The sequence below is a fragment of the Cellulomonas sp. Marseille-Q8402 genome (genome assembly GCF_965119525.1).
This window is the reverse complement of sequence record NZ_CBCPLX010000002.1, coordinates 1,084,639-1,108,586: the sequence shown is the minus strand read 5'-3', so window position 1 is coordinate 1,108,586 and position 23,948 is coordinate 1,084,639. Positions and strand designations below refer to the sequence as shown.

Here is a 23,948-nt window from a genome sequence, read left to right as displayed (position 1 = left end):
CCGGGCGCGCGGGCGCCGGGCGCGCGGGCGCACGGGTCAGTCGCGCTCGCGGAGCTCGAGGCTGATCTGGTCGGCGTCGAGGACCTTCAGGGCCTCGGTCAGGGCGCCGGAGCTCGCGGTGCCGAGGTCGCGGACCCGCAGCAGCGCCTCGCGTTGCGCGTCGAGCACGGCGAGCCGCAGCTCCCGGACCTGCGCGGCGGCGGAGGCGCGGTCCGTGTCGGCCTCGGCGGTGTCGTCGACCTCCGCGCCCTGCCGCTCGGCGACCCGCCGTGCCTTCTCCAGCACCACCGGGTCGTAGGGCGTGCCGTCCTGCCGGCGCAGGTCGGGGCTGCCGAGCACGTCGGCGGCGGCCCGGGCCATCTCCGCCACCAGCCGGTCGAGGTCGGCGCGGTCGTCCTCCCCGTCGCGCGCCAGGTGCAGCCGGCGGACCAGCCAGCCGAGCGTGCCGCCCTGCACCAGCAGGGTGCCCGCCGCCACCACGAACGCGACCAGGACCAGCAGCGCCCGGTGCGGCGTCTCGCGCGGCAGCGACTGCGCGGCGGCCAGCGTGACGACGCCGCGCATGCCCGCCCAGACCAGCACCGCGCCCTCGCGCGGGCCGAGCGGCTCCGCCTGCAGGTAGTCGATGTCGGCGATCCGCCGGGTGATCCGGGTCCGCAGCCGCACGCCACGGGTCTCGGCCGCCTCGGACCGTCCCAGCCGGCGACGGCCCAGCACGCGCCGCACGTCCTCCGGCGGACGCCCCGGGGTGTCGTCCCGCGTCCCGTCCTCCCCCGGTGGCCGGCCGGGCAGGCGCAGCGCCGCCAGGTCCTCCCGGCGCAGCGCGGCCACCGTCTCGGCCTTGTCGTTGATGGCCGCCAGGTAGCCGCGCACCGTCACGCCGCGGCGCGCCCGCCGGGACAGCGTCGTGAGCAGGAACGCCACGTACCCCGTGCGGACCACGAGGACGACCGCCGCCGCGAGCGCCCCGAGCCCGATCGCGACCCACAGGCTGCCGTGGTCGTCCTGCACCTCCGCGACCAGGCCGTACAGCTCCAGCCCCATCAGCAGGAACACCGCGCCCTCGAGCAGCAGCTCGAGCGTCCGCCAGTTCGCGGCCTCGGCGATGCGGTCCTGCGGCTTGAGCCGCACGCTGCCCGACCCGGCGACCAGGCCGGCGGCGACGGTGGCGACCAGCCCGGAGGCGTCGAGGTGCTCGGCCGGGATGTACGCGACGAACGGGACGATGAACGAGATCGCCGTCGTCAGGTGCGGGTCCGCGACCCGGGTGCGGACCATGAGGCTGACCTTGCCGACCACCGCGCCGATCGCGACGGCGACGACGACCGCGAACGCGAAGTCCGTGGCGACCTCCCACAGCGAGACGGACGCGGCCGTCGCCGCCACGGCCGAGCGGAGCAGCACCAGGGCCGACGCGTCGTTGAGCAGGCTCTCGCCCTCGAGCACCGTGACGATGCGCGGGCTCACGCCGGACTTGCGGACGATGGACGTCGCCACGGCGTCGGTGGGGCTCAGCACGGCCCCGAGGGCGATCCCCGTCGCCAGCGAGACGCCCGGGATCAGCGCCGCGAAGATCACACCGAGCACGACGGACGTCGCCACCACGAGCAGCACCGACAGCCCGCTGATCGCCGTGAGGTCGCGCCGGAAGTCCATCGTCGGCATCGACACCGACGTCGCGTACAGCAGGGGCGGCAGCACGACGCCGAGGATCCACTCCGGCTCGATCTCCACCGCCGGGACCGCCGGCACCAGGCTGATCAGGACACCGAGCGCGACGAGCAGCAGCGGCGCGGACACGCCCACCCGGGGCGCGAGCGCCGTCACCGTGACGACCGCGACGGCGGCGATCACCCCGATCACGAGCAGGTCCATGGCGCGTCCTCCGCGTGGTCGTGCGCCACCGGCCGGTGCGGCAGCTCGCGGGGTCGAGGCTACGTGCTCGCCGGGCGGCGTGCGGAGCACCCCTGCAGGCTTAATGAGACTGAGTATCAGTTGTGTTAGCGTGAACGCGCTGATCAACCGCCACGCAACTGGAGAGGAGACGGCGGCGAGGGCACCCGTGCGTCCGCACCGGCCCCGCGTCCGCCTGCCCCCACATGACCCGATCGACCCGCCCCCGGCCGCGCCTCGTCGCGGCGCTCGGCCTCGGCCTGTCCGTCTCGCTGCTCGCCGCCTGCGCGCAGAGCGAGTCCGGGACCGCCGCCCCGTCGGCCACGCCCGACGACACCGCTGCCGCACCCGTCGCGACCGAGGTCGCCACCGCGAAGCCCCGCCTCGTCCTCACCTACGACGGCGGCATCCAGGTGCTCGACGCCGCCACCCTCGAGCTCGTGGCCGACCTCCCGCTCGAGGGCTTCAACCGGCTGAACGGCGCCGGCGACGACCGGCACGTCATGGTCTCCACCACCGGTGGCTTCCAGACCCTCGACGTCGGCACGTGGACCGAGCCGCACGGCGACCACACCCACGCGTACACCAGCGACCCGGTGCTCACCGACGTCCTCTGGCCCGCCGAGAAGCCCGGGCACGTGGTGCCGCACGAGGGCCGCACCGCCCTGTTCGACGACGGCACCGGCACCGTCACCGTCGTCGACTCCGGCGACCTGGCCGAGGCGGACGCGGACACCCGCGCGGTGACGCTGCCCGCCGCTCACCACGGGGTCGCCGTCGAGCTGACCGACGGCCGCCTGGTCGTCTCCGAAGGCACGGAGGACGGCCGGACCGGCATCCGCGTCCTCGACGCCGACGGCACCGAGATCGCCGCGTCCGACGCCTGCCCGGGCGTGCACGGCGAGGCCGTGGCCGCCGACGAGGCCGTCGTGATCGGCTGCGAGGACGGCGCCGTCGTCTACGCGGGCGGGCAGATCACCAAGGTCACCGCCCCCGACCCCTACGGGCGGATCGGCAACCAGGCGGGCACCGAGGCGTCGCCGATCGTGCTCGGCGACTACAAGTCCGACCCGGACGCCGAGCTCGAGCGCCCGACCCGCGTCTCCCTGATCGACACCCGCGACGCGTCGCTGCGCCTGGTCGACCTGCCGGCGTCCTACACGTTCCGCTCGCTGGCCCGCGGCGACGCCGGTGAGGCGCTCGTGCTCGGCACCGACGGCGCGTTGCACGTCATCGACCCCGGGTCCGGCACCCTGGTCCGCTCGATCCCCGTGATCGACGCCTGGGAGGAGTCCACGACCTGGCAGGACCCCCGCCCGGCGATCACGGTGCTGGACGGTTCCGCGTACATCACCGACCCGGCGACGAGCACCGTGCACGCGGTCGACGTCGAGACCGGCGAGGTCTGGCTGACCGGTGAGCTCGACGTCGTGCCGAACGAGGTCACGGGCGTCTCCGGTGCGGCCTCCGAGCACGGCGCGCACGACGAGCACGAGCACGCCGACGACGAGCACGAGGGCGAGGGCGCCGAGGGCTGACGCCGACCCGGCTCCTCGGTCCCCGGGTGGAACGTCCGGACGGACACGCCGACGGCGTGCCGGCCCGGACGTTCCACCCGGCACGTCACGCTCCCCCGGAAGGACTCCCGTGCTGCACCCCCGCACCACCCGCGCCCTCGGACTGGCGATCGCCGCCTCCGCCGCACTGGCCGCCTGCTCCCCCGGCGACGGCGACGACCGGCACGCGGTCGTCGCCGCGTTCTACCCGCTGCAGTTCGTCGCCGAGCGCGTCGGGGGCGAGCGCGTCGCCGTCGCGTCCCTGACGCCGCCCGGCGGCGAGCCCCACGACCTGGAGCTGTCGCCCAGCGCCGTGGCCGGGCTCGGCGACGCCGACCTCGTCGTCTACCTGTCCGGCTTCCAGGCGGCCACCGACGACGCCGTCGCGTCCACCGCGCCGGCGCACGTCGTCGACGCGGCGGAGGCCGCCGGCCTGGAGGCCCACCCGGACGGCACCCGGACCGCCGGCCCGGGCTCCGGAGACCTCGACCCGCACCTCTGGCTCGACCCGGCCCGGCTCGCGTCCGTCGGGCACCAGGTCGCCGACGCCCTGGCCGCGGTCGACCCGGCGCACGCCGACGACTTCACCGCGGCCGCCGACGCGCTCGCCGCGGACCTCGACGCCCTGGACGCGGAGCTCGCCGACGGGCTGGCGGCCTGCCGCGGCGCGACGCTGGTCGCCTCCCACGAGGCGTTCGGCTACCTCGCGCAGCGCTACGGCCTGCACCAGGTCGGCATCAGCGGCATCGACCCGGAGGTCGAGCCGTCGCCCGCGCGGCTGCGCGAGGTCGCGGCCACCGTGCAGGCCGAGGGCGTCGAGACGCTGTTCTTCGAGACCCTGGCGAGCCCGAAGGTCACCCGGACCCTCGCGGACGACCTCGGCGTGGGCACCGCGGTGCTCGACCCGCTGGAGGGCCTGGCCGCCGACGACGACCGGGACTACCTCGACGTCATGCGCGACAACCTCGACGCGCTGCGGACCGGCCTGGTCTGCGGCGGCTGACCACGCACCGGCGACGCGTCGGCCCCCGCGGAGCGTCCGCGGGGGCCGTGCGGCGTGCGGCGTGCGGGTCAGTGCGACCGGAGCGCGTCCACCAGGTCGGCCTTGTTCATGGACGACCGGCCCTCGATGCCGATCTCGGCGGCGCGCTTGCGCAGGTCGTCCACCGTCCAGTCCTCGTAGGAGCCGGATTCGCCGCCCTTCTTGCCGACGGACGACCGCCCGCGGGCCGCGGCGGCGTTGGCGATGCGCGCCGACTTCTCCTTGCTGTTGCCCTCGTCGCGGAGCTCCTCGTAGAGCCCCTTGTCCTTCACGCTGGGACCCGGGTCACGGCGCGGCATGGCGACCTCCTCGCATCGACGGTGCGGACCCTCCCGACGATGCCCCGCACCGGCCGCGCCCGCATCCGCTGGCCCGTCCGTCGCGCGAGGTCGTCACTCCGGCACGACGTCGTCCCGCCGGACTGACGACCTCGTGCACGTCCGACGACCTCACCCGGCGCGCGCGAGGGCGGCGCGGCGGCGTCCGCCGGGCGGGGCGAGGGACTGCCGGTAGCGTGCGCGGGGTGACGACCGGAGCCGAGCGCGTGGTGGACGTCGAGACCCCGCAGGGGACCGCGCGCGCCCACCTGCACCTGCCCGCCGGGTCCTCCCCCGGCGCCGACGGCCGGGTCGCCGTCCCGGGTGCGCTCGTGCTGGGGCACGGGGCGGGCGGCGGCATCGGCGCCCCCGACCTGGTCGCCGTGACCGCCGCCGCGATCGCCCTCGGGCTCGCCGTGGCGCTGGTCGAGCAGCCGTACCGCGTCGCCGGGAAGCGGGTCGGCCCGCGCGGCCCCGCCCTGGACGTCGCGTGGACCGCGGTCGTCGAGCACCTGCGGGCGCACGTCCTCGACGCGCCGCTGGTCACCGGCGGCCGGTCCGCCGGCGCCCGCACCGCCTGCCGGACCGCGAGCGCCACCGGTGCCGCCGGCGTGCTGTGCCTGGCGTTCCCGACGCAGCCGCCCGGCCGGCCGGACCTGCCGAGCCGGCTGCCGGAGCTCGAGGCGGTCGACGTGCCGGTGCTGGTCGTCCAGGGCGCGACCGACGCCTACGGCACCCCGCCGGACGCCGACGCGCGCACCGTGGTGGTGGTGGCCGGCGACCACGCCCTCAAGAAGGACGTGCGCGCGGTCACGGCCGCGGTGACCGCCTGGCTTCCGGGGGTCCTGCCCGCGCTCTGAGCCGGCCGGGCTCCGAGGCGGTCAGCCGTCCAGGAACGTGCGGACTGCCTCGGTCACCAGCGCGTGGTCCTCGGCCTGCGGCAGCCCGGACACCGTGACCGCGCCGACGATGCCGACCCCCTCGACGTGCACCGGGAACGCCCCGCCGTGCGCGGCGTACTGCTGCAGCGGCAGGTCGTGCACCGCCGCGAACGTCGTGCCCTTGGCGCGCGCCCGCAGGCCCTGCAGGAACGACGAGGTCCCGAACCGCTCGACGACCCGGACCTTGCGCTCGACCCAGGAGTCGTTGTCCGCCGTCGTCCCCGGCCGCGCGGCGTGGAACAGCTGCTGGGTGCCGCGGCGGATGTCGATCGTCACGGCCAGGCCGCGCTCGGTGGCCAGCCGGACCAGCAGCGAGCCCAGCTCCCACGCGTCGTCGTTGGTGAAGGTGGCGAACCGCAGGTCCCGCTCCTGCCGCTCGACGTCGGCGATCAGGGCCCGCACCTCGGTGTCGTCGCTCATGCCGCGATCCTGCCACCGCCGACCCGCCCCGCGCCGCCCGCCCTCGCCCGCGCCGCCCCCGCCCGCGCCAAGTGGAGAGCCCTGCCGGACACGCCGGGGCGTGTCGGGCAGAGCCTCCACCTGGTGACCCGGCCGGGGGCGGGCGGGCCAGGGGTCAGGGGTGCCGGCGGGCGCGGACCACCGTGTCGCGGATCGTGATCTCGTGGCCGTCCGGGTCGACCGCCCGGCGCGGCCGCGCCTCCGCGACCAGCACGTCCCAGCCGTCCGGGTCGAGGGCCGCGACCACGTCCTCCGGCGCGAAGAACAGCTCCGGCACGTCGGGCCGGCCGATCGTGGTCGCGAGGTCGCTGGCGTGGTGCGCGACGACCAGCAGGGTGCCGCCCGGCGCGACGGCGGCCGCCATCCGACCGAACGCCACCGCGCGGTCCGCCGGCGGCAGGTGCAGGAAGTGCGACGTCACCAGGTCGTAGCGGTCGTCGCCGGGGACCCACTCCCCGACGTCGGCGCGCACGGTGCGCACCCGCGCCGCGACCTCGGGCCCGGCCTGCGCCGCCGCGGCGTCGACCCGGTCGAGCGCCGTCTGCGCGAGGTCCACCGCCGTCACCCGCCACCCGCGGCCCGCGAGCCACAGCGCGTCGCCGCCCTCGCCGCAGGCGATGTCGAGGGCGGTCCCCGCGGGCAGCGCGCCGGCCTCGTCCACCAGCTGCGGGTTCGGCCGCCCGCTCCACACCTGCGGCGCCGACCGGTACCGCTCCTCCCAGAACTCCCGGTCGTGCCGGACCTCGCCCGCGCCGTGCGCGTGCCCGTGCTGGTGCCCGTCGCCCATCTGCCGCTCCTCCTCCTCGCGCTCGGCCCCGGACCACCCGGGGGCCGTCGTCCTCGTCACAGCCCGTGCCGCCCCAGCGTGCCCGCGCTCGTCAGCCGGTCGGCCAGCTCCCGCTCGGCCCGGGCGGAGAACGGCGCCGTCTGCTCGGCCCGGTACCGCTCGACCGCCGCGTCGGCGTCCTCCGCCGCGAGCTCGCCGACCAGCCCGGCCCCGGCGACGAGCCCCGCGGCCGCCGCGACCTGGACCTGCGCCCGCAGGTCCGTGGCGTTGCCCGCGACCCGCACGCCGGGGACGTCGGTGACGCCGTCGGGTCCGGTGACGACCCGCGATCCGATCACCTGCCCGGCCATCACCAGCGGCTCCACCGGCAGGCCGAGGGCCGCGAGCCCGTCGAGGCGCGCCGTCATGCCGGTCGCGACGACCACCGCGTCGCAGGCGAGCTCGACCCCGGACGCGAGCCGCACGCCGGTCAGCGCGTCGCCGGACACGACCAGCCCGGCCACGCGCCCGTCGACCACCCGCACACCGAGCGCGGCGAGCCGCTCCCAGTCGGCGTCGGACGGCTCGTCCCCGGCGTGCAGCACCAGGGTGAGGTCGGCGGTCCAGCCGCGCCAGAGCTGCGCCTGGTGCATCGCGAGCGGGCCCGTGCCGATGATCGTCACCGCGCGGTCCCGCACCTCCCACCCGTGGCAGAACGGGCAGTGCAGGACGTCCCGGCCCCAGCGCGCCGCCAGCCCGGGGACGTCGGGCAGCGCGTCGACCAGGCCGCTGGCGACCAGCACGCGGCGGGCCCGCACCACGCGACCGCCCGCGAGCTCCGCGCGGAAGACGTCCCCGTCCCGGCGCACGTCGAGCACCCGGTCCTGCACCGTCTCGGCACCGTAGCCCTCGACCTCGGCCCGGCCACGCGCCAGCAGCTCGAGCGGCGGCAGCCCGTCGAGCCCGAGGTAGGCGTGCAGGTGCGCCGCCGGCCGGTTGCGCGGCGTGTCGTCGTGCACCACCAGCACCCGGCGCCGCGCCCGGGCCAGGGTGAGCGCCCCGCTCAGCCCCGCCGCCCCGCCGCCGACCACCAGCACGTCGTAGGTGTCCTGATCCATCTCGTCCTCCGCCCGTCGTCGTCGGGTCCCACCGTGCTCGCCCGGACGACCGGTTGACAAACCTTGTTGCCGGGACGGCAAACTGACCGCATGTCCGACGACGCCGCGACCCCGTCCGCGCCCGACCTCGAGCCCGTCCTCGCGGGCGTCGGCCCCCGGCTCCGCGACCTGCGCCAGCGCCGCGGCGCGACGCTGGCGGACCTGTCCCGCACCACGGGCATCTCGGTGAGCACCCTGTCCCGCCTCGAGTCCGGGCAGCGCCGCCCGACGCTGGAGCTGCTGCTGCCGCTGGCACGGGCGCACCAGGTGCCGCTGGACGAGCTGGTCGGCGCGCCCGCCACCGGCGACCCCCGCGTGCACCTGTCCCCCGTCGACCGCGACGGCGTCACCTACGTCCCGCTGAGCCGGCGGCAGGGCGGCCTCCAGGCGTACAAGCAGGTGTTCCCGGCCGGGCACAACCCCGGGCCGCCGGACCCCCGCACGCACGAGGGGTACGAGTGGATGTACGTGCTCCAGGGCCGGATGCGGCTGATCCTCGGCGAGCACGACCTGATGCTCGAGGCGGGCGAGGCCGTGGAGTTCGACACCCGCACGCCGCACTGGTTCACCAACCCCGGTCCGGGCGCGGCCGAGGTGCTGTCGCTCTGGGGGCCGCAGGGCGAGCGGATGCACCTGCGTGCCCGGCCGGCCCGGCGCCGGGCCGGCTGAGCGTCAGCCGGCCGCCGCGAGCGCCAGCACCGCCGCACCCACGCACAGCGGCGTCAGCCACGCGCCCTGCACCAGGAAGGCCCGCAGCGGCACGTGCACCATCGCCTGCCGGCACCGCTGCCACCACAGCACCGTCGCCAGCGAGGCCCACGGCGTGAGCAGCGGACCGACCCCGGTCCCGATCAGCACGGCCGCGAGCCGGTGCACGTCTTCCCCGGCCACCGGCTCCAGCAGCAGGTAGGCGGGCAGGTTGTTCAGCAGGTTCGCCGCCGCCACCGACAGCCCGGCCACGCCCAGCAGCGCCCCGGTCCCCGTCCCGCCGGGCGCGGCGTCGGCCACCAGGTCGCCGAGCCCGCGCACCTGCAGCGTCTCGACGACGACGAAGAGCGAGCCGACGACCAGCAGCATCCGCCACGGCACCAGGTCGCGCCGGCGCCCGGGCACGGGCCGGCGGCGCACGGCGAACACCACCAGCAGCACGACGGCCGCCGCCAGCGCGACCGCCCACACCGGCAGCCCGGCGACGAACCCCGCCGCCATCACCCCCGTGGTCACCCCGGTCGCCACCAGCAGCGGGCGGTCCGGCGGCACGTACCGGTCGCCGGGCTCGAAGCGCCCCCGCAGCTCGCGGCGGCCACGCACGGCCAGCACCACCACGGTCACGACGACCGCCGCGACCGCCGGCGCCCACATCACGCCGAGGTAGCCGACGCCCTGCTCGGCGAACCGGTGGTCGGCAAGCAGGTTGGTCAGGTTGGACACCGGCAGCAGCAGCGACGCGGTGTTGGCGAGGGCGACGACGGTGAGGACCAGCAGCAGCGGCGACGTGCGGGTCCGCCGCGCGAGCGTGATCGCGAGCGGGGTGAGCAGCACCGCGGTGGTGTCCAGCGACAGGAGCACCGTCGACAGCACGGCGATCCCGACGAGCAGCAGCCACAGCAGCCAGCGCCGGCCACGGGCCGCCCGGGCGGCGGCGTCCGTCGCGACGTCGAACAGCCCGGCCGCCCCGCAGAGCTCGGCCACCACGGTGAGCGCCGCGACCAGGACCAGGACCGGGCCGACCCGCTCCGCGAGCGCGGACGCGTCGGCACGCGGCAGGGCGCCGGTCAGCAGCAGCAGGGCGGCCGGCACGATCGCGACCGCCCACCACGGGACGGACCGTCGACGCCGGGACACGCGGTGATGCTAGGGCCAGGCGCCTCCCCCGGCGCGACGTCGGGCCGGGGTCCTCAGTCCAGCAGCCCCTGCGCGAGCGCCGGCGCGATGACCGGTGCCAGCGGCAGCCGCGGCACGAGCGTCGCCTGCACCGCGTGGTAGAGGTCGGCCTTGCCCTCCCAGACCGTGCGCGACACGGTGTTGCCGGTGCCGAGCTCGTGCCACCAGGACCCGCCCTCGCGGTCGACCAGGTAGGTCTCCGCGTACTCCCACCAGGTGGCGTACCAGTCGTCGAACCGCTGCTCGCCGGTCGCGGCGTGCAGGGCCGCGGCCGCCGCGATGCCCTCGGCGGCGACCCAGTGCATCCGCTCCCGCACGACGGGCTTCCCGGACCAGTCGACCGTGTAGACGAAGCCGGGCGCGCCGTCGACCGACCAGCCCTCGCGGACGGCCGCGTCGAACAGCGCGACCGCGTCGTCGACCATCCACGTGGGGGCGACGTCGCCGGCGGCGGTGAGCGAGGCGCGCGCGTGCAGGGTGAGCCGCGCCCACTCCAGCCAGTGCCCGATCGTCGCGCCGTAGGGCCGGAACGGGTGGGCGGGGGCGTCGGCGTTGTACTCGAGATCCGCCTGCCACTGCGCGTCGAAGTGCTCGGGGATCCGCCACGCGTTGTCGCGGGCGAACCCGTGCACGACGCGGGTGAGGATGCGCACGGCGCGGTCCAGCCACACCCGCTCGCCGGTCACGCCGTGCGCGGCGAGGTAGGCCTCGACGGTGTGCATGTTGGCGTTGACGCCGCGGTACCCGTCGAGCTCCGTGAAGGTGCGGTCCCACGACTCGACGGCCATCCCGGCCTCGTCGTCCCAGAACCGGCGCTCCGAGACGTCGAGGGCCTCGCGGAGCAGGGCGTCGGCGCCCGGCCGGCCGGCGGCGGCCGCCGAGGACGTCGCGAGGACGACGAACGCGTGCGGGTACGCGGCCTTGTCGGTGTCGCGCGGCGTGCCGTCGGCGTTCACCTCGGCGAACCAGCCGCCGTGCTCGGCGTCCCGGAACAGCCCGTCGAGCGCGGCGAGGCCGTGGTCGACCAGCGCGGCGTTGCCCGGGCGGCCCAGCAGCTGCCCCAGGGCGTACACGTGCGTCATCCGGCAGGTGATCCACAGCTCCACCGGGCCGGGCAGCGGTCGGCCGACGTCGTCGAGGCGGAGGAACCCGCCGGACGGTGCGGCGGACGCGCGCCCGAAGGCGAGCAGGCGGTCGGTCTCGTTCTCGAGCCAGCGGGCGTGCGCGGGCGTCGTCAGCCACGTCATGGGTGTCAGCCTAGTCACACCCCCGGGCCCCGAGCAGGTGCGGATCGGGGCGCGAACGCCCTGGCAGCGCCCCGGATGCCGGGTTCGTCCCGGGTCGTCCTGGCCCTTTGACACGGCCCCCGGGCGACGCGAGGATGATCCGCGGATCAGGCTCGGTCAGCGTCGCTCCCGTCGGTCCGCGAAACCCCGTCTCGCCGAGCCGCACGCCACGAGGACCGCCCCATGCACAGCGTCGACGTCGCGCGCACGACCGCGCCCGTGAGCCGCCCCGCAGGACGGCCCCGTGGGCACCGACCAGACTGGGTGCGCGGACCCGCGTCCACACGGGCCGGGACCTGCACGTGACCCCTACCGACGACGCCCCCAGGAGCTCCATCGTGGCACCCGCCCTCGACCGGCCCGCCGCGGTCCTCGACGGCCTCGACGCCGTCCTGTTCGACCTCGACGGCGTCCTGACCCCGACGGCCGTGGTGCACATGCACGCCTGGGCCCGCCTGTTCGCGCCGCTGCTCGACGCGCGAGGTGCGGCGCCGTACACCGACGCCGACTACTTCGCGCACATCGACGGCAAGCCCCGGTACGACGGCGTGGCCTCGCTGCTCGCCTCCCGCGGCATCGAGCTGCCCTGGGGCGACCCCGCCGACGCGCCCGAGACGGAGACCGTCTGCGGCCTGGGCAACCGGAAGAACGCCGTGTTCACCCAGGTGCTCGAGACCGAGGGAGTCACGCCCTACCCCGGTTCCGTGCGCCTGGTCGACGCGCTGATCGCCGACGGCCGCAAGGTCGCCGTCGTGTCGAGCAGCCGCAACGCCGTGCCCGTGCTGGCCGCCGCCGGCCTGAGCGACCGGTTCGAGGTCGTCGTCGACGGCCTGGTCGCCGCCGCCCGCGGCCTGGCCGGCAAGCCGAGCCCCGCCACCTACCTGGACGCCGCCGCTCAGCTCGGCGTGCCCCGGGAGCGCGCCGTCGTGGTGGAGGACGCCGAGTCCGGCGTCGCCTCCGGCCGGGCCGGCGACTTCGGCCTGGTCGTCGGCGTCGACCGCGGCGCCGGCGCGGCCGTCCTGCTCGAGCAGGGCGCCGACCTCGTGGTGGACGACCTCGTCGAGCTCGTCGCCGCCCCCGACCGTCCCCGTGACCGCACCGACGACCCCGAGAGCGCCCCGCTGTGAACCCCTCCTCCCTGTTCACCCCCGACCCCCTCGACCGGCACCGGTTCCCGCGCGAGGAGTGGCGGCTCCGCGAGACGCGGCACGACGCGGCCGACCTGGGCCGCACCGAGACCCTGTTCGCCCTCGGCAACGGGTACCTCGGCATGCGCGGGAACGTCGAGGAGGGCCGGGACAGCCACAGCCACGGCACCTTCATCAACGGGTTCCACGAGACCTGGCCGATCCGGCACGCCGAGGAGGCGTACGGGTTCGCCCGCGTCGGGCAGACGATCGTCAACGTCCCGGACGCCAAGATCATGCGGCTGTACGTCGACGACGAGCCGCTGCTGCTCACCGTCGCGGACCTGCACGAGTACGAGCGCAGCCTCGACTTCCGCGACGGCGTGCTCTACCGCGACCTCATCTGGCAGACGCCGTCCGGCAAGCGCGTGCAGGTCCGCACCCGGCGCATGGTGTCGTTCGCCGAGCGGCACCTCGCCGTGCTCACCTACGAGCTCACGATGCTCGACGACGACGCCCCGGTGGTCGTCAGCAGCCAGCTGCTCAACCGGCAGGACGGGCAGGACGAGTACCACGTCCGCGCCGCCGCGATGGGCGAGGGCTTCGACCCCCGCAAGTCCGAGACGCTGACCGAGCGCGTCCTCGAGCCGCGCAGCCACTGGGGCGCGGGCGGCCGCTACGTGCTGTCCTACCGCGCGGCGTCGTCGGGCATGACGCTCTCCGTCGCGGCGGACCACAGCATCGAGACGGACAACGACTACGAGGAGCTGTCGCTGGTCGAGGAGGACCTGGCGAAGCACGTCTACCGGGTCGACGCCAAGCAGGGCCGGACGATCCGGATCACCAAGGTCGTCACCTACCACTCCTCCCGCGGCGTGCCCGCGCGCGAGCTCGCCGACCGCTGCCGCCGCACCCTGGACCGGGTGCAGGCCACGGGCGTCGAGCAGCAGTTCGCCGACCAGCGGGCCTGGCTCGACGACTTCTGGGCGCGCAGCGACGTCGAGGTCCCCGGCCAGCCGGACCTGCAGCAGGCCATCCGGTGGAACCTGTTCCAGATCGCGCAGGCGACGGCGCGCGCCGAGGGCAACGGCATCGCGGCCAAGGGCCTGACCGGCTCCGGGTACAGCGGCCACTACTTCTGGGACACCGAGATCTACGTCCTGCCGTTCCTCACGTACACCTCCCCGCGGGTGGCCCGGAACGCGCTGCGGTTCCGGTACACGATGCTCGACGCCGCCCGTCGCCGGGCCGCCGAGCTCAACCAGAACGGCGCCCTGTTCCCGTGGCGCACGATCAACGGCGAGGAGGCGTCCGCCTACTACGCGGCCGGCACCGCGCAGTACCACATCGACGCCGACATCGCGCACGCCGTGCGCCAGTACGTGGCCGCCACCGGCGACGACGGGTTCCTCGCGCGCGAGGCGATCGACATCCTGGTCGAGACCGCCCGCATGTGGGCCGACCTGGGCTTCTGGCGCGGCAGCAACGGCGACTCCTCGTTCCACATCCACGGCGTCACCGGCCCCGACGAGTACACGACGGTCGTGAACGACAACCTGTTCACCAACGTCATGGCGCGCGCCAACCTGCGCGGCGCCGTCGAGGCGGTCGACCGGCTCGCGCACGAGCGCCCCGCCGACCACGCCGCCATGGTGGCGCGGCTGCAGCTGTCCCAGGCCGAGCTCGACGAGTGGGCGCACGCCGCCGAGCGGATGCACATCCCCTACGACGAGCGCCTGGGGATCCACCCGCAGGACGCGCAGTTCCTCGAGAAGGAGCTGTGGGACCTGGCCAACACCGACCCGTCCAAGCGCCCGCTGCTCCTCTACTACCACCCGCTGGTGATCTACCGGTTCCAGGTGCTCAAGCAGGCGGACGTCGTGCTGGCGCTGTTCCTGCAGGGCGACCAGTTCACCCTCGAGGAGAAGCTGGCGGACTTCGACTACTACGACCCGCTGACCACGGGCGACTCGACGCTGTCCGGCGTCGTGCAGTCGATCGTGGCGTCCGAGGTCGGGTACCAGGAGCTCGCGCTGCGCTACTTCACGTCCGCGCTGTACGTGGACCTGGCCGACCTGCACCACAACACCGCGGACGGCGTGCACGTCGCGTCGGCCGGCGGCGTGTGGAGCGCGCTGGCCTGCGGGTTCGGTGGCATGCGGGACCACGAGGGCGTCGTGTCGCTCGACCCGCGGCTCCCCGAGGTGTGGGACGGGCTGACGTTCCGGCTCACGCTGCGCGGCACCCGGGTCCGGGTCGACGTCCGGCACACCGAGCTGCGCCTGACCGTCGAGGACGGGGACGCCGCCGACCTGGTCGTGCGCGGCGAGCCCGTCAAGGTCACCGCGGGCGACCCGGTGGTCGTGGCGCTGGCCCCGGCACCCCGGCTGATCGGCACCCCGACGGTGCGCGACATCGAGGGCACGCGGCGCGCCGACGGCACGCTGATGACCGCGAGCGTCCCGGACCACCCCACGGTGCTGACGCCCCCGCCGCTCTCGCACGACTGACGCCGCGCGCGTCCTGACGCAGGCCCTCGCCCCACCGGTCCACCCGGGGCGGGGGCCTGCGTCGTGCTCAGGACGGGACGGAGACGACGTACCGCCGCACGGTCGGCCCGCGGTCCTCGGGGCCGTCGGGGTCCTCGGGCCGGTCGGGCTCCCGGTCCGGCACCTCGGTCGGGGTGCCCGGTGCGCCCGCGGGTCGCACGGGCCGGCGACCCCGGAGCGGCGGCCGGCGCGCGGGACCTAGGTCCACGGGACTCCGGTCCCAGACTTTGTGAAAAGTTTCTCGATAGCGTCGGTCGTGCGAGGTCGACGGAGCCCTCCACACCCCATCCGACCACCCTCGGGAGAGCCCCGTGAGCACCACGACGAGCACCGACACCGCGTCCGCCATCGACCAGCTGGTCGCCGGCGCGACCAAGGCGCTGGCCGAGTACGCCCGCTTCACGCAGGAGGACGTCGACCGCCTGGTCAAGAAGGCCGCGGTCGCCGCCCTCGACCAGCACGGCAAGCTCGCCGAGCTGGCCGTCGAGGAGACCGGCCGCGGCGTCTTCGAGGACAAGGCCGTCAAGAACATCTTCGCCTGCGAGCACGTCACCAACTCGATGGCGGCGCTCAAGACGGTCGGCGTGATCAGCCGCGACGAGATCAACGGCATCACCGAGATCGCCGAGCCGGTCGGCGTCATCTGCGCGATGACCCCGGTGACCAACCCGACCTCCACCGCGATCTTCAAGGCGCTCATCGCGCTCAAGACCCGCAACCCGATCATCTTCGCGTTCCACCCGAACGCGCAGCGGTCGTCCGTGGCCGCCGCCCGCGTGGTGCGCGACGCCGCGGTCGCCGCCGGCGCGCCGGAGCACTGCATCCAGTGGGTCGAGACCCCCTCGATGGAGGCCACCGGCCTGCTGATGAACCACCCGGGCGTGTCCACCATCCTCGCCACCGGCGGCAACGCGATGGTCCGTGCGGCCTACTCCTGCGGCAAGCCCGCGCTCGGCGTCGGCGCCGGCAACGTCCCGGCGTACATCGAGAAGTCCGCCAAGCTCAAGCGCGCGGTCAACGACGTGGTGCTGTCCAAGTCGTTCGACAACGGCATGATCTGCGCCTCCGAGCAGGCCGTCATCCTCGACGACGCGATCTACGACGCCGCGCTGGCCGAGTTCGCCGTCCTGCACGCCTACCGGGCGAGCAAGAAGGAGAAGGCCCTGCTGGAGAAGTTCGTCTTCGGCGTCGAGGCCAAGGGCAAGAACTGCGCCGACGCCAAGCTGAACCCGACGGTCGTCGGCAAGTCGCCGCAGTGGATCGCCGAGCAGGCCGGGTTCTCCGTCCCCGCCGACACCTCGATCATCCTGGCGGAGGTCTCCGGCGTCGGCCCGCACGAGCCGCTCACCCGCGAGAAGCTCTGCCCCGTCCTCGCCGTCCTGCGCGCCGGCTCGACCGAGCAGGGCATCCAGCTGGCCGAGCAGATGGTGGAGTTCGACGGCCTGGGCCACTCCGCCGCGATCCACACGCAGGACGAGGCGCTCACCGAGGAGTTCGGCTCCCGGGTCAAGGCCATCCGCGTGATCGCCAACGCGCCCTCGTCGCTCGGCGGCATCGGCGACATCTACAACGCCTTCATCCCGTCGCTGACCCTCGGCTGCGGCTCCTACGGCCACAACTCGGTGTCGAACAACGTCTCGGCGGTCAACCTCGTCAACATCAAGCGCGTGGGCCGGAGGAACAACAACTTGCAGTGGTTCAAGGTCCCGGCCAAGACGTACTTCGAGCCGAACGCCATCCGCTACCTGTCCGACATGGCCGACGTCGAGCGCGTCACCATCGTCACCGACTCCACCATGACGACCCTGGGCTTCGTCGACCGCGTCCTGGACGTGCTGAACCGCCGCCCGAACAAGGTGTCGGTGCAGATCATCGACCAGGTCGAGCCGGAGCCCTCGGTGAAGACCGTGCAGGCCGGCGCGGCGCAGATGCGGCACTTCCGCCCGGACACGATCATCGCGCTCGGCGGCGGGTCGCCCATGGACGCCGCCAAGGTGATGTGGCTGCTGTACGAGCACCCCGAGATCGTGTTCTCCGACCTCAAGCAGAAGTTCTTCGACGTGCGCAAGCGCGCGTTCAAGTTCCCGACGCTCGGCGACCTGGCCAAGCTGGTCTGCATCCCGACCACCTCGGGCACCGGCGCGGAGGTCACGCCGTTCGCGGTCATCTCGGACCCCGACGCCGGCAAGAAGTACCCGCTGGCCGACTACGCCCTGACGCCGACCGTCGCGATCATCGACCCGGTGCTGACCTCGAAGATGCCGCGCTCGCTGGCCGCCGACTCCGGGTTCGACGCCCTGACCCACGCCACCGAGGCGTTCGTCGCCGTCTACGCGAACGACTTCACCGACGGCATGGCGCTGCAGGCCATCCGGCTGATCTTCGACAACCTGGCGCAGTCCGTGAACGGCGACCCCGCCGACCCGGCCACGAAGGACGCCCGGGAGAAGATGCACAACGCCGGCACCATCGCCGGCATGGCGTTCGGCAACGCGTTCCTCGGCATCGTGCACGCCATGGCGCACGTCATCGGCTCGACGTTCCACCTGGTCCACGGCCGGACGAACGCCACGCTGCTGCCGCACGTCATCCGGTACAACGGCCAGATCCCGACCAAGCTCACCAGCTGGCCCAAGTACGAGCACTACGTCGCCCCCGAGCGGTTCCAGCAGATCGCGCAGATGCTGGGCCTGCCGGCCGAGACCCCGGAGCAGGGCGTCGAGTCCTACGCGCTGGCCATCGAGGCGCTGCGGGCGAAGGTCGGCATCCCGGCGTCGTTCCAGGCGCAGGGCGTCGACGAGCAGGACTTCCTGTCCCGGCTCGACGAGGTCGCCATGGGTGCGTACGAGGACCAGTGCGCGCCCGCCAACCCCCGCATGCCGATGCGGGCGGACATGAAGGACATCATGACTGCGGCCTACTACGGCACCTCGGTGTCCGAGGTGCGGGGCCGCCGCGAGCAGCAGCAGGACGCGGACCGCGCGCCCGCCGGGGCGGGGGCCCCGGAGGCGGGCGACGCCACGGTCGCGTCCGCCTGACCCGAGGGTCGGCTGCTCGCCCGAGCGCCTCGCCCCGCGGCCCTGTGCCGCGGGGCGGGGCGCTCCTCTGCCCTCCCCCCCCGGCAGCAGACGTCCAGGTGCGGCTGGCACACTGGGCGGTCCCCGACGAGGAGGCCCCCATGACCACCCGCCGCACCGTGCTCCCCCGCCGCACCCTGCTCCCCCGCAGCGCCCGCGCAGCCCGCGTCGCGCTCGCCGTCCCGCTCCTGCTCGGCGCCACCGCGCTGCTCGGCGCCTGCTCCGAGGTCGACCAGGTCACCTCGCAGGCGCAGTCCGCCGTCGACGGCGCCCGCGATGCTGCCGACCGGCTCGGCGAGCTCGCCGACCAGGCCCGGGACCGCGTCGACGCGGCCCGCACCACCGTCGACGACGTCACCGCCCGGCTGTCCGACCTCGACGCGAACGCCCGCACCGCCACGCAGGACGCGCTGGACCAGGCGTCGACCGCGATGGACGACGCCACCTCCGCCCTCGACGAGGCCCAGGCCGACGGGTCCGCCGCCGCGGAGGAGAAGCTCGCGTCCGCCCGCACGGCGCTGGAGTCCGCGCAGGGCGCGCTCGACTCGGCCTCCGGCCAGGTCGACGCCACCACGGCCGAGGCGCTCGACCGGCTCGCGCAGCAGGTCCAGGAGCTGAGCGACCAGGTCGGGCAGGCCGAGCAGGGCTGACCGGCGGGCACCCGCGTCACCACCGGGTGCTGCCACCCGGGTGACGCCGCGGTGAAGTCACCCGCACAAGTCGGCCGGAGCGCTTGAGCCGGCGCACGTGGTGCCGATCACAGGGGTATGACCACGCACCACCCGCGCACCCGGCCCCGGCACTCCGTGCCGTGGTGGGTCGTGTCCGCGTGGGGCTCGCTCGGGCTGCTGGTGCTCGGGGGCCTCGCCGCGGCGTCGGGCGTCCTCTAGACCCCGGCGGGCCGACTCCCCCCTGCCGGCCCGCCGGTCACCCCAGCCGTCGTCCGTCGTCCGTCGCCCGTCGTCCGTCCGACGACGCCGAGGTCGTCACCCGTGCACGAGGTCGTCCCGCAGGACGGACGACCTCGTGCCGGAGTGACGACCTCGCGGGCACGGACGACCGCACTCCGGTCGCGCCCGGCGGCGGCGCGGCACGGGGGTCTACCCTCCTCGGGTCCCCTCACGACAGGACCGCGATGACCACCCCGCCTGCCTCTTCCCTCGCCTCCGGACCCGCCACGGGCACCGCCCCCGCCGGCCGGTGGCGCGACGTCGCCCGGTCCGCGGGGCTGCTCGGCGCGGACGGCGTCCCGCGGCCCACGATCTTCGCGGAGATGTCCGCGCTCGCCGGGCGCACCGGGGCGATCAACCTCGGCCAGGGCTTCCCGGACGTCGACGGGCCGGAGTCGGTCAAGCGCGTGGCCGCCGACGCCATCGCGGCGGGCGTCAACCAGTACCCGCCCGGGCCGGGCACCCCGGAGCTGCGGCACGCGGTGGCCGCGCACCAGCAGCGGCACTACGGCCTGGCCCCGGACCCGGACACCGAGGTCCTGATCACGACCGGCGCCACGGAGGCGCTGGCCGCCGCGCTCCTCGCCCTGACCGAGCCGGGTGACGAGGTGCTCACGCTCGAGCCGTTCTACGACTCCTACGCCGCGGTGATCGGCCTGGCCGGCGCGCGGCACACGACGGCACCCCTGGTCGCGACGCCCGCCGGGTTCCGGCTCGACGCGGACGCCCTGCGCGCCGCCGTCTCCGACCGGACCCGCGTGATCCTGCTCAACACCCCGCACAACCCGACGGGCGCGGTGCTGAGCCGCGAGGAGCTGGCCGTCGTCGCCGAGGTGGCCGAGCGGCACGACTGCCTGGTCGTCACCGACGAGGTGTACGAGCACCTGACCTACGACGGCGTGGCGCACGTGCCGTTCGCGACGCTGCCCGGCGCGGCCGGGCGCACGCTCACCATCTCCTCCGCCGGCAAGACGTTCTCGTTCACCGGCTGGAAGATCGGCTGGGTCACCGGCCCGGCCCCGCTGGTGGACGCCGTCCGGGCGGTGAAGCAGTTCCTCACCTACGTGTCGGGCGCGCCGTTCCAGCCGGCGATCGCGCACGCGCTGGACCTCGAGACGACCGACGGGCCCGACGCGGGGTACGTCGCCGGGCTCGCCGCCTCGCTGTCGGCGCGGCGCGACCTGCTGAGCGCGGGGCTGACGGCCGCCGGGTTCCAGGTCGTCCGGCCGCAGGGCACCTACTTCGTCGTCGCGGACGCCGCGGCGCTGCTCGCCGGGCCGCTCGCCGGGCGTGGCCTGCACGACGCCGCGGACCTCTGCCGGGCGCTGCCCGAGCTCGCCGGGGTCGTCGGCGTGCCCGTCGGGGCGTTCACGCACGACGGCTCGGCGGCCGACCGGGCCCTGCGCACGGCGGTGCGGTTCACCTACGTGAAGCAGGAGGCCGTGCTGCGCGAGGCGGCGGACCGGCTGGCGGCGCTGGCGGTCTGAGCACGTCCGGCGGGCGCGTCAGCCCGCGGGACGGTCGCTCTCCGTCCACCCGCCGCGGCGGTAGGCCGGCGTCGCCAGCGCGAGCACCAACAGCGCACCGCCGGCACCCCCGAGCATCACCGTCGCCATCGCCCAGGCGGACTCGCCGAGCACGCCCACGAGCGGGGCCACCACGCCGGACACGCCCGCCTGCAGCGCGCCGATGAACGCCGCAGCCGTGCCCGCGCGCTCCCCGTGCCGGGACAGCGCGATCGCGGACGCGTTCGGCGGCGTGAAGTTGACCAGCGACATCGTCAGGAACAGCACCACCAGCAGGGCGGGCAGCCCGCCGGCGCCGGTGATCGCGAGCACCAGCAGCGCCAGGACCAGCAGGAACGACACGGGCAGCGCGACCCGGATGATCTGGATCGGCGCGTACCGGCGGACCAGGGCGGCGTTCACCTGCGCGCCGCCGACCAGCCCGATGCCGTTGACCGCGAACACCAGCGCGAACTGCCCCGCCGTCAGCCCGTAGCTCTCGCGCAGCACGAACGGCGAGCCCACGACGTAGCTCATCAGGACGGCCAGCCCGAGGCCGGGCAGCAGCGCGAGCGCGACGAAGTGCCGGTCGCGCAGCAGCACCCGGTACCCGCTCCACGCGCCGCGCGACGACGTCAGCCGACGCTCGACCGGCAGCGTCTCCGGCAGCTTCAGGAGCACGACGACCCAGAGCCCGGCGCCGTAGAGCGCGAGCGCGACGAACACCGCCCGCCAGCCGAACTCGCCCGCGATCAGGCCGCCGACGCTCGGGGCGAACAGCGGGGCCACGCCGATCACGAGCATCAGCCGGGACAGCAGCCGGGACGCGTCCGGGCCGACGAACCGGTCCCGGATCACCGCCATCGCCACCACCGAGGCCGACGCGTTGAAGAAGCCCTGCAGCATCCGCAGGCCGATCAGCGGCAGGATCGCCGGCGCGATCGCGCAGAGCAGCGAGGTGACGATGTGCAGCGCCACGCCGATCAGGACCGGGGCGCGCCGCCCGAACCGGTCGGACATCGGGCCGATCACCAGCTGCCCGACGGCGCCGCCGATCAGCATCATCGTCATCGTCAGCTGGGCGGCGGCGGCGCTGGTGTCGAGGTCGCGCGCGACGTCCGGGAGCGACGGCAGGTAGATGTCGGTCGTGATCGCCGGCAGCGCCGTCATCACGCCGAGCAGCAGGACGTACTTGGCGTTCGGGCGCAGGACGGTGGCGGCGACGGGGCCGCCGGCCGCGACCGGTGCGGTGGCGGTCGAGTCAGGACGGGAGGAGGTGTCGCCGGCGCTCATGTTGCCCGCATCGTCCCACGCGCGCCGAGGCGGGGCGAATCGATTCGACCCCGCCGGGACCGCGCCGTCGCGCGACGGCGGGAGGCCCGCAGGTCAGGCGGTGCCGGCGCGCGCGACCCGCACCGGCGCCAGCGACCCGATGCCCTGGAGGTCCCGCTCGGGGAGCGGCTCGAGCGCCAGCCCCGGCGTGCCGAGCAGCAGCCGGGCCGTGGCCGGGTCGGTCAGCACGGTGCTCGGGTCGGCGATGTCGGTGAGCCGCGCGGCGACGTTCACCGACGGCCCGAACACGTCCCCGAACCGCGACAGCACGCGCCCCCACACCACGCCGACCCGCACGGGCGTGACGCCGCGCGCGCCCTCGGCGAGCCCGCCGGCGGCCATCTCGCGCTCGACGTCCAGGTCCCCGCCCAGCACCCGCGCCAGCTCCAGCGCGACCTCGGCCCCGGTGCCCACGTCGTCCGCGACGAACAGCACGGCGTCGCCGATGGTCTTGACGACCCGGCCGCCGCACTGGGTGACGACGTCGCGGGCGGCGGTCTCGAACCGCTGCACGAAGTCGGACAGGTCGGTGGACCCGAGCCCGGCGGTGCGGCGGGTGAACGACACCATGTCCGCGAACCCGACGGCCCGGGCCAGCGGCAGGGCGGCCGGGTCGCCGGCGACGTCCTGCCCGGCGGCGAACTCGACGGAGTACCGCGCCGTGATCGCCGCGAGGTGCCGGCGGTAGGAGTGCAGCAGCTGCGCCTCGAGCACCGGCGCCAGCTCGGTCAGCTCGTCGAGCACCGCGCGGCGCGCCGCCGGGTCGTCCAGCTGCCGGCGGGTCGCCATGTCCTCCACCAGCGCCTCGACCTGCCAGAGCGCGAGCCGGTCGCTGGTGTGCCCCAGCGCGCGGGTCAGCGAGATCATCGCGCGACGGCCGATGTGGTCGGTCTGCAGCATCGCCGCGACCCGCTCGACGGCCTCGGAGTCGCGGCGGGTGAACGCGACGTCGTCCGCGTCGGGGTGCGGCAGGCCGAGCGTCCGCCAGTACAGCCGGACGGTCTCGAGGTCGAGGCCGGACCGCTCCGCCAGGTCCCGCAGCGTCAGGGTGCGCGGCCCGCCGAGCAGCGCGGCGTCGAGCGCCGCGGCGGGGGCGGTGGTGCCGGGTGCGTCCGGGGACGACCCCCCGTCCACCCGGTGCTGCGCTCCGTCCGTCACAGCTGCGACCCTAGTTCACCGACGGGGCGCACGTGACGTACGTCACCGGCCAGCAGGACCCGCTCGGTGCCCCCCGCCCCGCGCAGGACCAGCGCCCCGTCGGCGTCCAGCCGCACCGCGGTGCCGCGCACCTCGCCGCCGTCCGGGAGCGTCGCCCGGACGCCGGCGCCGATCGTGCGGCACGCCGCCGCGACCTCGCCGTCGAGCCCGTCCGCCGCGACGTCGCCGTCGTGCGCCCGCCACCGGGCGAGCAGGCCGGTGACCTCGCGGACGACGGCGACGAGCACGGCGGTCCGGTCCACCGCGGTCGCGCCCGCGGCCACGAGCGACGTCGCGCTCGGCACCGGCAGCTCGTCCGCGTCCTGCGCGACGTTCACCCCGATGCCCAGCACCACGACGTCCCCGCCCGGCGCGACCTCGGCCAGGATCCCGGCGACCTTGCGGTCGGTCCCCCAGCCCGCGAGCGCCGCGCCGTCGGCCGCCGGCACCAGCACGTCGTTCGGCCACTTCACCCCCGCGTCCAGCCCGGTCGCCGCCCGCAGCGCCCGCGCCACGCCGAGCCCGGTGAGCAGCGGCAACCAGCCCCAGCGGTCCCGCGGCACCCCGGGCCGGACGGCGAGCGACAGGGTCAGGGCGGCGCCCGGCGGCGTCGTCCAGACGTGCCCGGCGCGCCCGCGACCCGCGTCCTGGTGCTCCGCCGTGAGCAGGCCGCCGTCGGCCCAGCCGGGATCGGCGCGCAGCCGGGCCAGCAGCTCGGTGTTCGTGGATCCCGCGCGGTCCAGGACCTCGCAGCGCTGCAGCGGGCCCGCCGGGGCGAGCAGGGCGGCGCGGACCTCGCCGGCACGCAGCGGCGCGCGTCCGGGGCTGCCCGGTCTCGTCTGGTCGACCACGGTCCCATCGTCGCGCACGCGCTCCCGGTGCACGGGACGCGTTGTCGCATCCGCACCAT

Annotated in this window: 20 protein-coding genes; 10 read left to right on the top strand and 10 right to left on the bottom strand. The window is 75.4% G+C overall.

The features are described from left to right. Positions 1-36: 36 nt before the first annotated feature. On the bottom strand, positions 37-1,875 hold the full coding sequence (locus ACWPWW_RS16030) for a cation:proton antiporter (protein WP_454051334.1): 1,839 nt from the start codon (positions 1,873-1,875) through the stop codon (positions 37-39). A gap of 224 nt (positions 1,876-2,099) precedes the next feature. Here ACWPWW_RS16030 and aztD point away from each other — a divergent pair, with 224 nt between their 5' ends. Together aztD and ACWPWW_RS16020 are read left to right on the top strand one after the other, a co-directional pair. Then, the gene (gene aztD / locus ACWPWW_RS16025; protein ID WP_454051333.1) at positions 2,100-3,431 is read left to right on the top strand and encodes a zinc metallochaperone AztD; all 1,332 of its coding nucleotides are present in this window, start codon (positions 2,100-2,102) and stop codon (positions 3,429-3,431) included. 109 nt (positions 3,432-3,540) lie between these two features. Then, the gene (locus tag ACWPWW_RS16020; protein ID WP_454051332.1) at positions 3,541-4,452 is read left to right on the top strand and encodes a metal ABC transporter substrate-binding protein; all 912 of its coding nucleotides are present in this window, start codon (positions 3,541-3,543) and stop codon (positions 4,450-4,452) included. A 68-nt stretch (positions 4,453-4,520) separates the two neighbouring features. Here ACWPWW_RS16020 and ACWPWW_RS16015 read toward each other — a convergent pair whose 3' ends face one another. Continuing rightward, complete coding sequence (locus tag ACWPWW_RS16015) at positions 4,521-4,790, bottom strand: DUF7218 family protein (RefSeq protein WP_454051331.1); 270 nt, start codon at positions 4,788-4,790, stop codon at positions 4,521-4,523. Positions 4,791-5,014: 224 nt separating this feature from the next. Between ACWPWW_RS16015 and ACWPWW_RS16010 the strand changes: the two genes are divergently transcribed. Next, positions 5,015-5,668 carry an alpha/beta hydrolase family protein gene (locus tag ACWPWW_RS16010; RefSeq protein WP_454051330.1) on the top strand — a complete coding sequence of 218 codons (654 nt, stop codon included), beginning with the start codon at positions 5,015-5,017 and terminating at the stop codon, positions 5,666-5,668. Between the two features lie 21 nt (positions 5,669-5,689). On the opposite strand, the gene ACWPWW_RS16005 is transcribed toward ACWPWW_RS16010, so the two are convergent. The 3 genes from ACWPWW_RS16005 to ACWPWW_RS15995 form a co-directional block, all read right to left on the bottom strand. Beyond that, entirely contained in the window at positions 5,690-6,169 is a 480-nt protein-coding gene (locus ACWPWW_RS16005) for a heme-degrading domain-containing protein (protein ID WP_454051329.1), read from the bottom strand. A 154-nt stretch (positions 6,170-6,323) separates the two neighbouring features. After that, on the bottom strand, positions 6,324-7,055 hold the full coding sequence (locus ACWPWW_RS16000; protein ID WP_454051328.1) for an SAM-dependent methyltransferase: 732 nt from the start codon (positions 7,053-7,055) through the stop codon (positions 6,324-6,326). Further along, positions 7,052-8,092 carry an NAD(P)/FAD-dependent oxidoreductase gene (locus tag ACWPWW_RS15995; protein WP_454051327.1) on the bottom strand — a complete coding sequence of 347 codons (1,041 nt, stop codon included), beginning with the start codon at positions 8,090-8,092 and terminating at the stop codon, positions 7,052-7,054. The genes ACWPWW_RS16000 and ACWPWW_RS15995 overlap by 4 nt, the downstream gene beginning before the upstream one ends. A 90-nt stretch (positions 8,093-8,182) precedes the next feature. Between ACWPWW_RS15995 and ACWPWW_RS15990 the strand changes: the two genes are divergently transcribed. Beyond that, the gene (locus ACWPWW_RS15990) at positions 8,183-8,800 is read left to right on the top strand and encodes a helix-turn-helix domain-containing protein (RefSeq protein WP_454051326.1); all 618 of its coding nucleotides are present in this window, start codon (positions 8,183-8,185) and stop codon (positions 8,798-8,800) included. A 3-nt stretch (positions 8,801-8,803) separates the two neighbouring features. On the opposite strand, the gene ACWPWW_RS15985 is transcribed toward ACWPWW_RS15990, so the two are convergent. Beyond that, the gene (locus tag ACWPWW_RS15985; RefSeq protein WP_454051325.1) at positions 8,804-9,976 is read right to left on the bottom strand and encodes an SLC13 family permease; all 1,173 of its coding nucleotides are present in this window, start codon (positions 9,974-9,976) and stop codon (positions 8,804-8,806) included. A 53-nt stretch (positions 9,977-10,029) separates the two neighbouring features. Then, positions 10,030-11,262, bottom strand: a complete 1,233-nt coding sequence (locus tag ACWPWW_RS15980) for an AGE family epimerase/isomerase (RefSeq protein WP_454051324.1) — start codon at positions 11,260-11,262, stop codon at positions 10,030-10,032. Between the two features lie 377 nt (positions 11,263-11,639). Between ACWPWW_RS15980 and ACWPWW_RS15975 the strand changes: the two genes are divergently transcribed. The 6 genes from ACWPWW_RS15975 to ACWPWW_RS15950 all read left to right on the top strand — a co-directional run bounded on the left by ACWPWW_RS15975 (position 11,640) and on the right by ACWPWW_RS15950 (position 20,491). Next, entirely contained in the window at positions 11,640-12,428 is a 789-nt protein-coding gene (locus tag ACWPWW_RS15975; protein WP_454051323.1) for an HAD family hydrolase, read from the top strand. Continuing rightward, positions 12,425-14,938: a glycoside hydrolase family 65 protein gene (locus ACWPWW_RS15970; RefSeq protein WP_454051322.1), complete on the top strand. Its 2,514-nt coding sequence runs from the start codon at positions 12,425-12,427 to the stop codon at positions 14,936-14,938. The genes ACWPWW_RS15975 and ACWPWW_RS15970 overlap by 4 nt, the downstream gene beginning before the upstream one ends. Before the next feature lie 350 nt (positions 14,939-15,288). Further along, the gene (gene adhE, locus ACWPWW_RS15965) at positions 15,289-18,015 is read left to right on the top strand and encodes a bifunctional acetaldehyde-CoA/alcohol dehydrogenase (RefSeq protein WP_454051321.1); all 2,727 of its coding nucleotides are present in this window, start codon (positions 15,289-15,291) and stop codon (positions 18,013-18,015) included. A 140-nt stretch (positions 18,016-18,155) separates the two neighbouring features. Beyond that, entirely contained in the window at positions 18,156-18,704 is a 549-nt protein-coding gene (locus ACWPWW_RS15960) for a hypothetical protein (RefSeq protein WP_454051320.1), read from the top strand. A gap of 117 nt (positions 18,705-18,821) precedes the next feature. After that, positions 18,822-18,944 (top strand): molybdopterin oxidoreductase, encoded by a 123-nt coding sequence (locus ACWPWW_RS15955; RefSeq protein ID WP_454051319.1) that lies wholly within the window; start codon positions 18,822-18,824, stop codon positions 18,942-18,944. A gap of 245 nt (positions 18,945-19,189) precedes the next feature. Continuing rightward, entirely contained in the window at positions 19,190-20,491 is a 1,302-nt protein-coding gene (locus ACWPWW_RS15950) for an aminotransferase class I/II-fold pyridoxal phosphate-dependent enzyme (protein WP_454051318.1), read from the top strand. A gap of 18 nt (positions 20,492-20,509) precedes the next feature. Here ACWPWW_RS15950 and ACWPWW_RS15945 read toward each other — a convergent pair whose 3' ends face one another. From ACWPWW_RS15945 to ACWPWW_RS15935, 3 genes are all read right to left on the bottom strand, one after another. Then, positions 20,510-21,802: a multidrug effflux MFS transporter gene (locus ACWPWW_RS15945; protein WP_454051317.1), complete on the bottom strand. Its 1,293-nt coding sequence runs from the start codon at positions 21,800-21,802 to the stop codon at positions 20,510-20,512. A 93-nt stretch (positions 21,803-21,895) separates the two neighbouring features. After that, positions 21,896-22,999, bottom strand: a complete 1,104-nt coding sequence (locus ACWPWW_RS15940; RefSeq protein ID WP_454051316.1) for an adenylate/guanylate cyclase domain-containing protein — start codon at positions 22,997-22,999, stop codon at positions 21,896-21,898. Next, positions 22,996-23,889: a biotin--[acetyl-CoA-carboxylase] ligase gene (locus ACWPWW_RS15935; protein WP_454051315.1), complete on the bottom strand. Its 894-nt coding sequence runs from the start codon at positions 23,887-23,889 to the stop codon at positions 22,996-22,998. The genes ACWPWW_RS15940 and ACWPWW_RS15935 overlap by 4 nt, the downstream gene beginning before the upstream one ends. Positions 23,890-23,948: the final 59 nt, after the last annotated feature.